This is a genomic window from Streptomyces roseifaciens, from assembly GCF_001445655.1.
Classification (GTDB): Bacteria; Actinomycetota; Actinomycetes; order Streptomycetales; family Streptomycetaceae; genus Streptomyces; species Streptomyces aureoversilis.
This window is the reverse complement of record NZ_LNBE01000004.1, coordinates 1925264-1940278: the sequence shown is the minus strand read 5'-3', so window position 1 is coordinate 1940278 and position 15015 is coordinate 1925264. Positions and strand designations below refer to the sequence as shown.

At 72.6% G+C, this 15015-nt stretch carries 16 protein-coding genes; 2 read left to right on the top strand and 14 right to left on the bottom strand.

The genetic code is table 11. The features are described 5' to 3' along the window. Positions 1-52: 52 nt before the first annotated feature. The gene (locus AS857_RS25910; protein WP_058045641.1) at positions 53-2578 is read right to left on the bottom strand and encodes an ATP-dependent Clp protease ATP-binding subunit; all 2526 of its coding nucleotides are present in this window, start codon (positions 2576-2578) and stop codon (positions 53-55) included. Positions 2579-3077: 499 nt separating this feature from the next. On the opposite strand from AS857_RS25910, the gene AS857_RS25905 reads away from it, so the two are divergent. Next, the gene (locus AS857_RS25905) at positions 3078-3755 is read left to right on the top strand and encodes an SCO3374 family protein (RefSeq protein WP_058045640.1); all 678 of its coding nucleotides are present in this window, start codon (positions 3078-3080) and stop codon (positions 3753-3755) included. Here AS857_RS25905 and AS857_RS25900 read toward each other — a convergent pair. The 12 genes from AS857_RS25900 to AS857_RS36730 all read right to left on the bottom strand — a co-directional run bounded on the left by AS857_RS25900 (position 3686) and on the right by AS857_RS36730 (position 13050). Then, positions 3686-4024 (bottom strand): histone-like nucleoid-structuring protein Lsr2, encoded by a 339-nt coding sequence (locus tag AS857_RS25900; protein WP_058045639.1) that lies wholly within the window; start codon positions 4022-4024, stop codon positions 3686-3688. The two genes, AS857_RS25905 and AS857_RS25900, sit on opposite strands and share 70 nt — an antisense overlap. A 160-nt stretch (positions 4025-4184) precedes the next feature. Further along, positions 4185-4703: an amino-acid N-acetyltransferase gene (locus AS857_RS25895; RefSeq protein WP_058045638.1), complete on the bottom strand. Its 519-nt coding sequence runs from the start codon at positions 4701-4703 to the stop codon at positions 4185-4187. 9 nt (positions 4704-4712) lie between these two features. Continuing rightward, positions 4713-5108, bottom strand: coding sequence for a BlaI/MecI/CopY family transcriptional regulator (locus tag AS857_RS25890; protein ID WP_058045637.1), 396 nt, complete (start codon positions 5106-5108; stop codon positions 4713-4715). A 234-nt stretch (positions 5109-5342) separates the two neighbouring features. Next, positions 5343-5522, bottom strand: coding sequence for a hypothetical protein (locus AS857_RS25885; RefSeq protein ID WP_058045636.1), 180 nt, complete (start codon positions 5520-5522; stop codon positions 5343-5345). Positions 5523-5599: 77 nt separating this feature from the next. Next, a complete protein-coding gene (locus AS857_RS25880) occupies positions 5600-6328 on the bottom strand; it encodes a hypothetical protein (RefSeq protein WP_079110624.1) in 729 nt (242 codons plus the stop codon). Positions 6329-6440: 112 nt separating this feature from the next. Continuing rightward, entirely contained in the window at positions 6441-7085 is a 645-nt protein-coding gene (locus tag AS857_RS25875; RefSeq protein WP_144440894.1) for a hypothetical protein, read from the bottom strand. Between the two features lie 82 nt (positions 7086-7167). Further along, entirely contained in the window at positions 7168-7965 is a 798-nt protein-coding gene (locus AS857_RS25870) for a type III pantothenate kinase (RefSeq protein ID WP_058045633.1), read from the bottom strand. Further along, positions 7965-9008 (bottom strand): carboxylating nicotinate-nucleotide diphosphorylase, encoded by a 1044-nt coding sequence (gene nadC / locus AS857_RS25865; RefSeq protein WP_058045632.1) that lies wholly within the window; start codon positions 9006-9008, stop codon positions 7965-7967. Before nadC ends, AS857_RS25870 begins: the two co-directional genes overlap by 1 nt. Beyond that, complete coding sequence (locus tag AS857_RS25860; RefSeq protein WP_058045631.1) at positions 9005-10717, bottom strand: L-aspartate oxidase; 1713 nt, start codon at positions 10715-10717, stop codon at positions 9005-9007. Before AS857_RS25860 ends, nadC begins: the two co-directional genes overlap by 4 nt. Next, a complete protein-coding gene (gene panC, locus AS857_RS25855) occupies positions 10714-11580 on the bottom strand; it encodes a pantoate--beta-alanine ligase (RefSeq protein ID WP_058045630.1) in 867 nt (288 codons plus the stop codon). The genes AS857_RS25860 and panC overlap by 4 nt, the downstream gene beginning before the upstream one ends. After that, on the bottom strand, positions 11577-12497 hold the full coding sequence (locus AS857_RS25850) for a Rossmann-like and DUF2520 domain-containing protein (protein WP_058045629.1): 921 nt from the start codon (positions 12495-12497) through the stop codon (positions 11577-11579). Before AS857_RS25850 ends, panC begins: the two co-directional genes overlap by 4 nt. A gap of 244 nt (positions 12498-12741) precedes the next feature. Next, the gene (locus AS857_RS36730; protein ID WP_063278433.1) at positions 12742-13050 is read right to left on the bottom strand and encodes a hypothetical protein; all 309 of its coding nucleotides are present in this window, start codon (positions 13048-13050) and stop codon (positions 12742-12744) included. A 99-nt stretch (positions 13051-13149) separates the two neighbouring features. Here AS857_RS36730 and AS857_RS25840 point away from each other — a divergent pair, with 99 nt between their 5' ends. After that, entirely contained in the window at positions 13150-14226 is a 1077-nt protein-coding gene (locus AS857_RS25840) for a DUF5937 family protein (protein WP_058045628.1), read from the top strand. Positions 14227-14277: 51 nt separating this feature from the next. Here the strand turns inward: AS857_RS25840 and AS857_RS25835 are convergent, their stop codons facing one another. Further along, positions 14278-14958 carry a response regulator gene (locus AS857_RS25835; protein ID WP_058045627.1) on the bottom strand — a complete coding sequence of 227 codons (681 nt, stop codon included), beginning with the start codon at positions 14956-14958 and terminating at the stop codon, positions 14278-14280. Positions 14959-15015 lie beyond the last annotated feature (57 nt).

Sequence of the window (15015 nt, the reverse complement as noted above, 5' to 3'; positions counted from 1 at the left end):
GTGAGGTTCCGGGGCCGCCCCGCTGTCGCGGAATGAGCTGTGGCAGGAGCGCTTACGCGTCCTTGGACAGGTTCGGACCCGCCCCGCCCGCAGCCGACTCGATCGGCGGGGTGTCCGGCAGGGCCGACTTCTCCTCGCCGCGGAAGGTGAACTTCTTCTCCTCACCCTCGCCCTCGGTGCCGACGACCACGATGTGGCCGGGGCGCAGCTCGCCGAAGAGGATCTTCTCCGAGAGGATGTCCTCGATCTCGCGCTGGATCGTGCGGCGCAGCGGGCGGGCGCCCAGGATCGGGTCGTAGCCCTTCTTCGCCAGGAGCGACTTGGCCTCGGAGCTGAGCTCGATGCCCATGTCGCGGTCCTTGAGCCGCTCGTCCACCTTGGCGACCATGAGGTCGACGATCTGGATGATGTCTTCCTCGGTGAGCTGGTGGAAGACCACCGTGTCGTCGACACGGTTGAGGAACTCGGGCCGGAAGTGCTGCTTGAGCTCCTCGTTGACCTTGGCCTTCATGCGCTCGTAGCCGGTCTTGACGTCGCCCTGGGCGGCGAAGCCCAGGTTGAAGCCCTTGGAGATGTCCCGGGTGCCGAGGTTCGTCGTCATGATGATGACGGTGTTCTTGAAGTCCACGACCCGGCCCTGGGAGTCGGTCAGGCGACCGTCCTCCAGGATCTGCAGGAGCGAGTTGAAGATGTCCGGGTGGGCCTTCTCGACCTCGTCGAACAGGACCACCGAGAACGGCTTGCGGCGGACCTTCTCCGTCAGCTGGCCGCCCTCTTCGTAGCCCACGTAGCCGGGGGGCGAGCCGAAGAGGCGCGAGACGGTGTGCTTCTCGCTGAACTCCGACATGTCGAGGGAGATCAGGGCGTCCTCGTCGCCGAAGAGGAACTCGGCGAGGGTCTTGGACAGCTCGGTCTTACCGACACCCGAGGGGCCGGCGAAGATGAACGATCCGCCCGGACGCTTGGGGTCCTTGAGGCCCGCACGGGTGCGCCGGATGGCCTGGGAGAGCGCCTTGATGGCGTCCTTCTGGCCGATGACGCGCTTGTGCAGCTCGTCCTCCATGCGCAGCAGGCGGGAGGACTCCTCCTCCGTCAGCTTGAAGACCGGGATGCCGGTGGCCGTGGCGAGGACCTCGGCGATCAGCTCGCCGTCGACCTCGGCGACGACGTCCATGTCGCCGGCCTTCCACTCCTTCTCCCGCTTGGTCTTCGCGGCGAGGAGCTGCTTCTCCTTGTCGCGCAGGGAGGCGGCCTTCTCGAAGTCCTGCGAGTCGATCGCGGACTCCTTCTCCCGGCGCACGTCGGCGATCTTCTCGTCGAACTCGCGGAGGTCCGGCGGCGCGGTCATCCGGCGGATGCGCATCCGGGAGCCGGCCTCGTCGATCAGGTCGATCGCCTTGTCCGGCAGGAAGCGGTCGGAGATGTAGCGGTCGGCGAGCGTGGCGGCCTGGACCAGCGCCTCGTCCGTGATGGAGACGCGGTGGTGGGCCTCGTAGCGGTCGCGCAGACCCTTGAGGATCTCGATCGTGTGCGGCAGCGAGGGCTCCGCGACCTGGATGGGCTGGAAGCGGCGCTCGAGGGCGGCGTCCTTCTCCAGGTGCTTGCGGTACTCGTCGAGCGTGGTGGCACCGATGGTCTGCAGCTCGCCGCGGGCCAGCATCGGCTTGAGGATGCTGGCGGCGTCGATCGCGCCCTCGGCGGCGCCCGCACCCACCAGGGTGTGGAGCTCGTCGATGAACAGGATGATGTCGCCGCGGGTGCGGATCTCCTTGAGGACCTTCTTCAGGCGCTCCTCGAAGTCACCGCGGTAGCGGGAGCCGGCGACCAGGGCGCCGAGGTCGAGGGTGTAGAGGTGCTTGTCCTTGAGGGTCTCGGGCACCTCGCCCTTGACGATGGCCTGGGCCAGGCCCTCGACGACGGCGGTCTTGCCGACGCCGGGCTCGCCGATGAGGACCGGGTTGTTCTTCGTACGGCGGGACAGGACCTGCATGACCCGCTCGATCTCCTTCTCGCGCCCGATGACCGGGTCGAGCTTGGATTCGCGGGCGGCCTGCGTCAGGTTGCGGCCGAACTGGTCCAGGACGAGCGAGGTCGAGGGCGTGCCCTCGGCCGGGCCGCCGGCCGTGGCGGCTTCCTTGCCCTGGTAGCCGGAGAGCAGCTGGATGACCTGCTGCCGGACTCGGTTGAGATCGGCGCCCAGCTTCACGAGGACCTGGGCGGCGACGCCCTCGCCCTCGCGGATCAGGCCGAGCAGGATGTGCTCGGTGCCGATGTAGTTGTGGCCGAGCTGAAGGGCCTCGCGGAGCGAGAGCTCCAGCACCTTCTTCGCACGGGGGGTGAAGGGGATGTGCCCGGACGGGGCCTGCTGGCCCTGGCCGATGATCTCCTCCACCTGCTGGCGGACCGCCTCGAGCGAAATCCCGAGGCTCTCCAGGGCCTTAGCGGCGACACCCTCACCCTCGTGGATCAGGCCCAGGAGGATGTGCTCGGTGCCGATGTAGTTGTGGTTGAGCATCCGGGCTTCTTCCTGAGCCAGGACGACAACCCGCCGCGCACGGTCGGTGAACCTCTCGAACATCGTTAATCGCTCCTCAGAGCGGTCAGGCAAGTAGGGGTCGGTCCCCTCCCTGTCCTTCCGCATGCTAGTCCCGCGGGACGGGACAGCTCATTCCAACTGCCGACATCCGTCCGGATCACCCCGCGTCGGCGGGGAAACCTGCTGCCGAACAGCCGACATCTCCTCCAACCCGATGGTGGGAGACGATGTTCCCGCAGGCCAGGCATATACGCTCGCCGTCACTACGCCGACGGCGAACGCGAGCCCGGCCCGACACGCCCGCCCATCGCCCGCCGCCACCCTTGATGACGCGCTCCGCGCGGTGTCGCACCGCCTCTTCCCATGGGGAACCTCTTACCCGCAAGGATTGACAATCCATGCGGCGCGGGCACCGTCCATCCGCTACGGGCGAACACCCTCACGCCGCCCGGAGCGCCTGTGCGCCCCCCACTCCTTATACGGAGTGTGCCCAACTACCCACCCAGAGTAACCTCTTGGCGTTTTCACAGTTGCACCGCACATGACCGTTGCCCTCCCGCGCCCCGGCGGTCCCGCAGATCAATGGTGCCAGGCGCGTCGGTGGTACGAGCACGAGCTGGGCTGGCCGACCTCCGGCGCGACGCCCCTGGAGCTGCCGACCGGCCTCCGCTTCGACGTCCTGGACCTTCCCCTGGACGCCGGCTCCGCCGTGCTCGGCCGCCCGGTGCGCACCGGCCCCGTCGCCCTCGACGTCCGGACGCGGAGGCTGTGGTTCCTGGTCGCCGCGGGCAGCGCGGACGAGCTGCCGGAGCTGCTCGACTGGCTGGAGTGGGGCGCGGTCCCCCTGGACCTGGCCGCGCTGGGGCAGGGCGGGCGGATCGCCGCGCCGGTGCCCGTCGGCCCGGGCCACGGGCGCTTCGGGGCGCTCGGTCCCGGGAAGCCGGACAAGCCGGGAAGGGCCGTGTGGGTACGGCCTCCCGTACCGGGGAGCCCTGGGAACGAGGTCGAGCCGTCACTGCCGGTGACCGGCCTCGGGGGCGAGGGGGGCGCCCCCGATCTCGCACGGCTCGTGGGCGCGGCGGCCACGGAGGTCCACCGGGCCCGGTTGCTGCGCGCCCGCAGGGCACGCTCGCAGGGGCCGGCGGAAGATCAGCCGTTGGCCTTCTCGTACGCCTCGCGGATGTCGGCGGGCACGCGGCCGCGGTCGTTGACGCTGTAGCCGTTCTTCTTGGCCCAAGCGCGGATCTTCGCGGTGTCGGGGCTGCCGGCAGCGGCGGCGGCGCGCACCTTGCCACGAGCGCCCGCGGCACGGCCGCCGGTACGGCGCCCGCTGCGGGTGTACGGCTCCAGCAGACCGCGGAGCTTGTCAGCGTTGGCCGTGGTGAGGTCGATCTCGTACGTCTTCCCGTCCAGGGCGAACGTCACGGTCTCGTCGGCCTCGCCACCGTCGAGGTCATCGACAAGAAGGACCTGAACCTTCTGCGCCACGGGGAATCCTTTCAGTGGAAAATGGGATTACGGAGGAATAGCAAACCGCCTTTCCCGGAAAAACACAAACCCCCCGGGAAGGTTCAGCCCGCCTTCCGCGTGGGAACCATCCCTTCCGGAGGCATGTGATAGGGGCGCGATTCGGACATAGGGACCGCGATCACAGATGCAGAAGCATCCGGCTGTTGCCAAGGGTGTTCGGCTTCACCCGTTCGAGACCCAGGAACTCGGCGACACCCTCGTCATAGGAACGCAGCAGCTCGCTGTAGACATCACCGTCCACGGGTGTCTCACCGATCTCCACGAAGCCGTGCTTCGCGAAGAAGTCCACTTCGAAGGTGAGGCAGAAAATGCGCCGCACGCCGAGCCAGCGCGCCGTCTGCAGCAGCTTGCCCAGTACGGCGTGGCCCACCCCGCCGCCCTTGACGTCCGGGTCCACCGCGAGAGTGCGCACCTCGGCCAGGTCTTCCCACATCACGTGCAGGGCCCCGCAGCCGATGACGCTGCCGTCCTCGTCCCGCTCGGCCACCCAGAACTCCTGGATGTCCTCGTAAAGAGTGACGGTGGCTTTGTCGAGGAGGATGCGGTCACGAACGTACGTGTTGATGAGACGGCGCAGCGCCGGCACATCGCTGGTCCGGGCACGGCGGACGGTGACGACTTTTGATAGTGCGGGCATGCCCGGACGCTATCGCCCCGGGGCCCCGGTGCCGTCGCCGGGCCCGTCGAGTTGCACGACCCGGATGGCGTCCCGCAGGGCTTCGCGTTGTTCGGCCGACATCATGCCGAAGAAGGCGACGAGAGCGGCCGCGGGGTTGTCGCTCACGGACCACGCTTCGTTCATCAGTGCGGCTGAGTAGGCGGCCCGGTTCGAGACCGCCTCATATCGATAGGCGCGGCCTTCCGCTTCCCTGCGCAGCCAGCCCTTCTGATACAGGTTGTCCATTACGGTCATGACCGTCGTGTAGGCGATGGACCGTTCCTGTTGAAGGTCTTCCAGCACTTCTCGAACAGTGACCGGCCGGTTCCAGTCCCACACGCGCGTCATGACGGCGTCTTCCAGATCACCCAGGCGTCTGACCACACGCGAATAATAGTGGGAGATGTCTGGAATGACGCTTTATCGGGGCAGCAAAGGGGCGGCAAAAAGGGCGCACGGCCGAGAAATGCGGTCTCGAACCGTACGCCCGTGAGCACCTGCGCCCGCCGGGGGCGCATCCGGCGGCCGTCGCGCCGCGCGGAGGTGCGCGCCGGACGGGGATGCGTGCCGGACGGAGATGTGTGCCGGACGGAGATGCGCGTCAGGCGGGGGTGCGCGTCAGGCGGCGCTGCCCTTGCCGGCCTGCTGGGCGGCCTCGGCCCGGGCCAGGGCCGCGTCGACCAGGGCGTCCTCCTTGCCCCTGTTCGCGCCGCCCTGACTCTTGATGATCGTCACGACCAGGGCGGTGAAGGCGATTGCCATCACGACGGGCGGCACCAGCGCGGCGACATAATCCATGGCCGTCGGCTCCTTCTGGGTCTGGCTTGCGCGGATCTGAGCGACCCGTCCAGATTACGCGCGCTCCGGAAGGCCGCTCAGGCGGGTCGGGCGTGCGGCGTCTCGCCCGCCGGGGGCGGCGCGGGCTTGCGCCGGGGCGGGAAGACCTCGCCGGGCGTGGGGATGGGCCGGTCCGGGCGCGGCCCGGACGGCTGCTTGCCGGGATCCGTGCCGGGCTTGCCCGGGGGCTTCTCCTCCGGCTTCCGGTGCGGCTTCTGCCCGGGGCCCGCCGGGCCGTCGGCGGTGGGCGGGAGGCCGCCGGGCAGGGCGAGCAGCGGAGTGCGGCGCAGCCGGATGCGCGCGGCGGGCACCGCGCAGGCCACGCGGTCGGCCGCCGCGGCGCGGCCGGCCGGGCCCGCGACGAGCTCGCAGCGGCGCAGCAGGGCCCGGTAGCCGGTCGTGGCGGGCCCGGCCGAGGGGGTCGAGCACAGGGCCCGGAGGGCGTCGAGGTCCTCCGTGCGCGGCCGGTAGCCCGCCGCGAGGGCGTCCTGGAGGCGCTCGGCGTAGCCGGAGGCGGCGCCGGGGAGGGCGGCGCGGTAGCGGGCGAGGTCGGCGAGGAGGAAGGCGCGCAGCCTTCCGCTCTCCAGCACGGCCTCGTCCACGGCCGCGGCGAGCCGGTGGCAGTCGCGCACCTCCGCGGCGCGCTCGGGGCCGGGGCGCCCGGGGACGGCGTGGGGGTGGAGGGCGATGGCGAGGGCTCGGCGCAGCACGCGCAGTTCGTCCGCGCTGAACGCCATGCCGCCGCGTGATCCATAGGGCGTGGGCATGGGCCGACTTTAAGTGCTAAACGGACAATTTTCGCCTAGCTGGATATTTACGGCGTGGCACGGGCCGGTCACCCACAGGCGCCCACGGGACGCCCGGGGGACGCCCGGGGAGTCAGCGCTGCTTGCGACGGGTGACCCCGAGCGCGATGGCGCCCGCCGAGACGGCGGTACCGGAGGTGGTGGCGAGCAGCAGGGTGCTGTTGGTGGACGGTTCGGCGTACGGCTCGGGCACCCGGTCCACGACCTCGACGCGGATCGGCGCCGAGTCGTTGCCGGGGTCCGGGTCGGGGTCGGCGGCCGGCTCGCCGTCGCGGTCGAGGATCCGGACCCGGCCCTCGGCGCCGTCGACCTTCTCGTCGATGCGGACCCGGAAGCCCAGCGTCTCCCGCTCCCCGGCCGTGAAGTTCTCCCCGATGGAACAGACGTACGAGCCGGGCTCCGCGGACGGGCCCGGCTTCGCCACGCAGGGCTGCCGGACGCCGCTGTGCGGGGTCGCGACGATCGTCGTGCCGGGCGGCGGCGTCACCTCGTACGTGCCGGCGCCGTACCCGGGCCGCCCGCCGGCCGGGCCGGGGCCGCCGTTCCTGACCCCCAGCTCGACCTCGACGGTCTCGCCGACCTGCCCGACGACCGGATGGGCGATGGCCTGGTAGTCGGCGCGGGGCGCCGCTCCGGCCTGCGCCGGGCCGGCGCACAGCCCCAGCCCGGCCGCCAGCGTCGCGGCGGGGAGCACCGCCCACCGCATTGTCCGCTTCATTCCCCATACACTCCATGCCCGTCGGATGCCGAATCAGGTTCCGCAGCTGACAGGACAGTTGAAACGGACGGTTGGTTGCGTGCTACGCGCGGGAGACGTTCCGCTCGTAGACCAGCCGCAGGCCGATCAGCGTGAGCCACGGCTCGTGCTCGTCGATGACGGACGCCTCGCCGAGCACCAGGGGCGACAGGCCGCCGGTGGCGATGACGGTGACGTCCTCCGGATCGTCGGCGAGCTCGCGGGCCATCCGCTCGACGACGCCGTCCACCTGCCCGGCGAAGCCGTAGAGGATGCCGGACTGCATGGCCTCGACCGTGTTCTTCCCGATGACGCCGCGCGGGCGGGCCAGCTCGATCTTGCGCAGCTGCGCGCCCTTGACGCCCAGCGCCTCCACCGAGATCTCGATGCCCGGGGCGATCACGCCGCCCGCGTACTCGCCGCGGGCGCTGACCGCGTCGAAGGTGGTGGCCGTGCCGAAGTCGACGACGATGCACGGGCCGCCGTAGAGCTCGACGGCCGCGACGGCGTTGACGATCCGGTCGGCGCCGACCTCCTTGGGGTTGTCCATCAGGATCGGCACGCCGGTCTTCACGCCCGGCTCGACCAGCACCGCGGGCACGTCGCCGTAATAGCGGCGGGTGACCTCCCGCAGCTCGTGCAGGACGGCGGGGACCGTGGAGCAGATGGCGATGCCGTCGATGCCGTCCCCCAGCTCCTCGCCCAGCAGCGGGTGCATGCCCATCAGGCCCTGGAGCAGGACCGCCAGTTCGTCGGCCGTGCGGCGGGCGTCGGTCGACACCCGCCAGTGCTCGACGATCTCCTCGCCGTCGAACAGGCCGAGGACCGTATGGGTGTTGCCGACATCGATGGTGAGCAGCATCAGGCGGCTTCCTCCTGCGCGTCGTCCTCGTCGCGCTCCCGCAGGTCGAGGCCGATGTCGAGGATCGGGGACGAGTGGATCAGCGAGCCGACCGCCAGGTAGTCCACGCCGGTCTCGGCGTAGGCGTGGGCGTTGACGAGCGTGAGCCGGCCGGAGGACTCCAGCAGGGCCCGGCCCGCGACGAGTTCGACGGCCTCGCGGGTCTGCTCGGGGGTGAAGTTGTCGAGCAGGATGAGGTTGGCGCCCTCGGCGAGGACGGGCGGGATCTGGTCGATCCGGTCGACCTCGACCTCGACGGGCAGGCCCGGGAAGGCCTCCCGCACGGCCCTGAAGGCCTCGGCCACGCCGCCGGCCGCGACCACGTGGTTGTCCTTGATGAGCGCCGCGTCCGACAGGGACATGCGGTGGTTGACGCCGCCGCCGCAGCGCACCGCGTACTTCTCCAGGGCGCGCAGGCCGACCGTGGTCTTGCGGGTGTCGCGGACGGCGGCCTTGGTGCCGTCCAGCAGGTCGGCCCACTCGCGGGTCGCGGTGGCGATGCCGGACAGGCGGCACAGGAGGTTGAGCGCGCTGCGCTCGGCGGTGAGCAGGTCGCGGGTGCGGGTGCGGACGGTGAGCAGCTTCTGGCCGGCGGTCACCCGGTCGCCGTCCTCGACGTGCCGCTCGACCTCGAACTCCTCGGTGCAGACGACCGAGAGGACCGCCTCGGCGATGTGCAGGCCGGAGACGGTGCCGTCCTCGCGGGCGGTGAAGTCGCCGGTGGCGACGGCGTCGGCGGGGATGGTCGCCACGGTGGTGACGTCCTGGCCGCCGTCGAGGTCCTCCTCGATGGCGAGGTGGGCGATGTCCTCGATCTGCAGGGGGTCGAGGCCGGCCTCGGCGAGCAGCCGGGCCAGGTCCGGGTCGAGCCCGCACTCCAGCGCGTCCTCCGCGAACGTCTCACCGCAGCCACAGCCGTCACCGCAGCCGCCGGTGGCCGTCTCGAGGTTCACCTGGATGTCCTGGCCGATCTGGTGGAGGGGGAGTTCGTTCGGGGTGGTCACGTGGTGCTCCTCGGTTCGGCGCCGGTCGTGGACGGGTCGGGCGTGACGGACGGGAAGGCCGCCGTCCCGGTGGTGGAGACCGAGAGCGTACGGTCCGGGCGCAGGGTCACCAAAAGATGCCGGTGCCAGGCGGTGTCGTCGCGGTCGGGGCGGTCCTCGCGCCAGTGGCAGCCGCGGGTCTCCTCGCGGCGGAGCGCGGCGGCGACGAGGACGCGGGCGACGAGCAGGAGATTGGTGGCCTCCCAGCTCTCCGTACCGGGCGCCTCCAGCGCGGCGGCGGCGTCCTCGTCGATGCGCGCCAGCTCCGCGGCGGCCCGCTCCAGACTCTCCCTGGAGCGCAGGACCCCGGCGCCCTCCGTCATGATGCGCTGGATCTCCAGGCGGGCCTTCGGGCCGGCGAGCACCGTGCCGGCGGCGGAGGCCTCCGGCGGGAGGGCCTCCCCCGGCGCGCCCGCCTTGCGGAGGCCGGCGGTCACGTCGGCGGCGATGCGCTCCGCGAAGACCAGGCCCTCCAGCAGGGAGTTCGACGCCAGGCGGTTCGCGCCGTGCACGCCCGTGCAGGCGACCTCGCCGCAGGCGTAGAGCCCGGGGAGGGTGGAGCGGCCGAGCAGGTCCGTGCGGACGCCGCCGGAGGCGTAGTGCGCGGCGGGCGCGACCGGGATCGGCTCCGTCACCGGGTCGATGCCGTGCGCGCGGCAGGCGGCGAGGATAGTGGGGAAGCGGTGCTCCCACATCTCGGCGCCGAAGTGGCGGGCGTCCAGGTACATGTGCTGGGCGCCGCGCTCCTGCATGCGGCGCATGATGCCCTTGGCGACGATGTCGCGCGGGGCCAGCTCCGCGAGCTCGTGCGCACCGACCATGAAGCGGTGGCCGTCCGCGTCGACGAGGTGGGCGCCTTCGCCGCGCACGGCCTCCGACACCAGCGGCTGCTGGCCCTCGGCGTCCGGGCCGAGCCACAGCACGGTGGGGTGGAACTGGACGAACTCCAGGTCGGACACCTCGGCCCCGGCGCGCAGGGCGAGGGCGACGCCGTCGCCGGTGGAGACGGCGGGGTTCGTGGTGGCGGAGAAGACCTGGCCCATGCCGCCGGTGGCGAGGACGACGGCCCGGGCCCGTACGGCACCCACGCCGTCGCGCTCGCCCTCGCCCATGACGTGCAGGGTGACGCCCGCGGCGCGGCCGTCCGCGTCCTTGAGGAGGTCGAGGACCAGGGCGTGCTCGATGGTCTCGATGCCCGCCGCCCGCACGGCCTCGACCAGGGCGCGGGAGATCTCGGCGCCGGTGGCGTCGCCGCCCGCGTGGGCGATGCGGCGCCGGTGGTGACCGCCCTCGCGGGTGAGCAGGATGGCGCCGCTCTCGGCGTCGGTGTCGAACTGCGCGCCCGTGGCGATGAGCCGGCGCACCGCGTCGGGACCCTCGGTGACCAGGGTGCGCACGGCCTCGTCGTCGCACAGGCCCGCGCCCGCGACGAGCGTGTCGTCCAGGTGCTGCTCGGGGGTGTCGCCCTCGCCGAGCGCGGCCGCTATGCCGCCCTGCGCCCAGCGGGTGGAGCCGTCGTCCAGGAGGGCCTTGGTGACGACGGTGACCTTCGCGCCGGCGGCGGCGCAGCGCAGGGCGACGGTGAGCCCGGCGACGCCGGAGCCCACGACGACCACGTCGGCGTCGACGGACCAGCCGGGCTTGGGTGCGTGGAGGCGTATGCCGGTCATCGCTCGGCTCCGAGCTGCAGGGGGACGTTGTCGATCAGGCGGGTGGTGCCGACCTTGGCGGCGACGGCCAGGACGGCTTCGCCCGCGTAGTCGTCGGGGACCTCGGTGAAGTCGGAGGGGTCGACCAGGGCCAGGTAGTCCAGGAGGACCGGGGGCTCCAGCTTCGCCGCTGCTTCCAGAATGCCGCGGGCGGAGCTGCGGACCGCGGCCGCGCCGCCGTCCACGGCCGCGGCGCCCGCGAGCAGGGCCCGGGAGAGCTCCAGCGCCGTGGACCGGTCGGCCTCGGAGAGATAGCGGTTGCGGCTCGACAGCGCGAGGTTGTCGCCCTCTCGGACCGTCGGCACCCCGACGACCTCCACGGGGAAGTTGAGGTCGCGCACCATGCGGCGGATCAGGGCGAGCTGCTGGGCGTCCTTCTGGCCGAACAGCGCGACGTCCGGCGCGGTCAGGTGCAGGAGCTTGGCGACGACGGTGAGCACGCCGTCGAAGTGCCCGGGGCGGGAGGCGCCTTCCAGGCGCTCGCCCATGGGGCCGGCGGTGATGCGGACCTGGGGCTCCCCGCCGGGGTAGACCTCGTCCACGGAGGGGGCGAAGACGGCGTCGGCGCCCGCCTGCCCGGCGATGGCGAGGTCGGCGTCGAGGGTGCGCGGGTAGCGGTCGAGATCCTCACCCGCGCCGAACTGCAGCGGGTTGACGAAGACCGTGACGACGACCTGGCCGTCCGGCCCGGCCAGCCGGCGCGCTTCGCGGACGAGGGTGGCGTGGCCCTCGTGCAGGGCGCCCATCGTCATCACGACGGCGCGGCGGCCCTCGCGCGGGAGGGCCTTCAGCTCCTCGGCGTCGCGGGTGAGCTGGGTGGTCATGCGGTGCCTCCGTCCGCGAGGACGCCGAGCAGGTCCTCCGCCAGTTCCGGCTTGAGCAGGCCGGCCGCGAGGGCGCGGTCGGCGGTCGTGCGGGCCATCGCCAGATATCCGGGGACGGCCTGGGGCGCGTGGGCGCGCAGCTCGGCGATGTGCGCGGCGACGGTTCCGGCGTCGCCGCGGGCCACCGGGCCGGTCAGGGCCGCGTCGCCGCTGCGCAGGACGTTGTCGAGCGCGGCGCCGAGGAGGGGGCCGAGCATGCGGTCGGGTGCCCCGACGCCGGCGGTCCGCAGCAGGTCCATGGCCTGGGCGACCAGGGTGACCAGGTGGTTCGCGCCGAGGGCGAGGGCCGCGTGGTAGAGCGGGCGGGCCTCTTCCGCTATCCACTCGGGCTCGCCGCCCATCTCGATGACCAGGGCCTCCGCGGCGAGCCGCAGCTCGTCGGGGGCGGTGACGCCGAAGGAGCAGCCGGCGAGCCGGTCGACGTCGACCGGGGTGCCGGTGAACGTCATGGCGGGGTGCAGGGCGAGCGGGAGGGCCCCGGCGCGGCGGGCGGGGTCGAGCACGGCGGTGCCGTGCCGGCCCGAGGTGTGCACGATGAGCTGGCCCGGGCGGACGGCGCCGGTCTCGGCGAGCCCGGCGACCAGGCCCGGCAGGGCGTCGTCGGGCACGGTGAGCAGGACCAGCTCGGCGCGCGCGAGCACCTCGGCGGGGGTGACGAGCGGGACCTCCGGGAGCAGGGCGGCGGCCCGGCGCACCGAGGCGTCGGAGACTCCGGAGGCGGCGACCGGGCGGTGCCCGGCGAGCCGGAGCGCGGCGGCGAGCGCCGGGCCGACGCGGCCCGTGCCGACGACCCCGACGGTGAGCCGGGCGGGTCGGTCCTGGGGGCTCGGGTGCTCCGGATGGGTATGTGCGTTCACGCGGCGATGGCCTTCCGTTCCAGTCCGCGGCGGGTACCGGACGATTCCTTCGTCATGCTACGTGAGGCGCGAGGGGCGGTCCCCGGCCGTCCCCAGCCCTGTGGATAACGCTAGCCGTGCGGACAACCCGGCCACGCGTTCGAGTGATCGGCCGGGTGCCGGGCCGGCGATCGCCGGAGGCGGGAGAACACCAGGTGGTCCACTCCCCTGCGCCCGGCCGGGCGGCCGACGGGCCGGGGGCGCGTCAGCACTCGGCCGGACGGCCGCAGGCGTCCGGGACTCGGCGCCCGGCGTCCCGCACCGGAGAGGGCCGGACGGCCGACGGGCGGACCGCTGCCGGGCGGAGGAGGGCGGCGGGGAGGAGGAAGCGGAACACCGCCGCCCGGCGGGCGCGGCGGGCGGCCACCCGCCCGTCGACGACCGCCTGGAAGGCGCGCCAGGTGCGGAAGGAGCGGTAGGCCTCCACGTCCCCGGTGCCGGGGGCGGGCGGGGCCGGCTCCCCGTGCTGGGCGGCGCGGTAGAGGTCGAGCATGTGCTGCTGGGCTGCGTTCATGTGATCCACGGTGCGCCGGTGGGGGCGCCCCTGCCGCTTCAATTGACGAGAGCCGTCAAGTGACGGCCGGACCCCCGGGGGGAGAGGCACGATGGGCGCATGAGCGTGGAGATCGACATCACCGGGCTGCCTCACGAGCGCATCCTTTTCAACCCGTCGCCGCTGGCGGAACTCGGTGCGATGCTGCACGTCCTGGCGGAGCCCGGCCACCACCCCGGGCTGCACGGCTGGGCCACCGCGACCGCCTCCGGGCTCCGGCCCGACCTCGCCGACCGGCTGACCGAGGCCGACTTCCTGTGGCGCTCCGCCCGCTCCGACCTGCTGCTGCCCGCCGTACCCCGGGCCACGCTCGCCGAGGAGCTCGACGACCTCGACCGCATGGACGACGAGAAGTTCGTGGCCGCGGCCTTCGAGGTCACCTGCAGCTCCGAGCGGCCCGAGCCCTCCCCGCTGGTCGACGCCGGGCAGCGGGTACGGGTGCGCGAGCTGTCCGCCGCCCGGGGCCCGCGGCAGGCGCAGTTCACCGACCGCATGCTGGAGGACCCGCCCGCGCTGCGCGCCTGGCTGCGCAGGCTCCTGGAGGACTGCGAGGAAGCCTTCTTCGCCGACAACTGGCAGCGCGTACGGGTGCAGCTCTCCACGGACGCCCGGCACAAGGCGGACCTGCTGCGGCGCAAGGGGCTCGCCGAGGCCATGGCCGCGGTCTCCACGGCCGTCTCCCTGAGGGCGGGCGGCACGCGGATCGTCCTCGACAAGCTGCAGAACGGCCGGGCGACGGCCCACGGGGACGGGCTCACGTTCATACCGACCGCGTTCGGATGGCCCCACCTCATCGTGCTGAACCGGCCCGGCTGGCAGCCGATGGTGCAGTACCCCGTGGCCACGCCCGAGCTCCCCAAGGGCACGGCCCTGCAGCTGGTGCAGCACCGGATGGAGGCGCTCGCGCACCCCGTCCGGATGCGGCTGTGCCGCACGCTGGCCCGCGGCCCGCACACCACCAGCGAGCTGGCCACCGTCTTCGGCCTGACACCGCCCGAGGTCTCCCGGCACATAGCCGTGATGAAGAAGGCGGGCCTGCTGACCACCCGCCGCCGCGGCCGCTACGTCCTCCACCAGCTGGACCTGCCGGTGGTGGCCCGCCTGGGAAGCGACTTCCTGGAGACGGTCCTGAGGTAGCCGGGCGCCGCGGCCGGCACCGCGGCCGCCGGGCCCACCGCGCCCCGTGCGCTACCTCTGCGGCGTCCCGCCCCCGGCCCGCACGAGACCGCTCTCGTAGGCCAGCACCACCACCTGCACCCGGTCGCGCAGCCCCAGCTTGGTCAGGATGCGCCCCACGTGCGTCTTGACCGTGGCCTCCGAGAGCACGAGCCGCGCCGCGATCTCGCCGTTGGACAGGCCCTGCGCCACCAGCAGCATGACCTCGCGCTCCCGCTCGGTCAGGCGCCCCAGCTCCGTGCCGGCCGGCTCCTTCGTCGTGCTCGGCAGCATCGGGGTGAAACGATCCAGCAGGCGGCGGGTGGTGCTGGGCGCGACCACCGCGTCACCGCTGTGCACGGCACGGATCGCCCCGAGCAGCTCGGCCGGCGGCACGTCCTTGAGCATGAAGCCGCTCGCGCCGACCTTGAGCGCCGAGAACGCGTACTCGTCCAGGTCGAAGGTGGTCAGGATGAGCACCTTCGGAGGATCCTCCTGGGCGCAGATCCGGCGCGTCGCCTCCACGCCGTCGAGCCGCGGCATGCGGACGTCCATCAGGACGACGTCCACCTCGGTGCCGGCCAGCACCTCCAGGGCCTCCGCGCCGTCCCCGGCCTCGGCGACGACCTCCATGTCGGGCTGGGCGGCCAGCACCATGCGGAAGCCGGTGCGCAGGAGTACCTGGTCGTCGACGAGCATCACCCGGATGGACATGCAGATGTCCCTTCCCTCGGTCGGAATACGGCGGCAAAACGTCCGGCACCAGCAAAC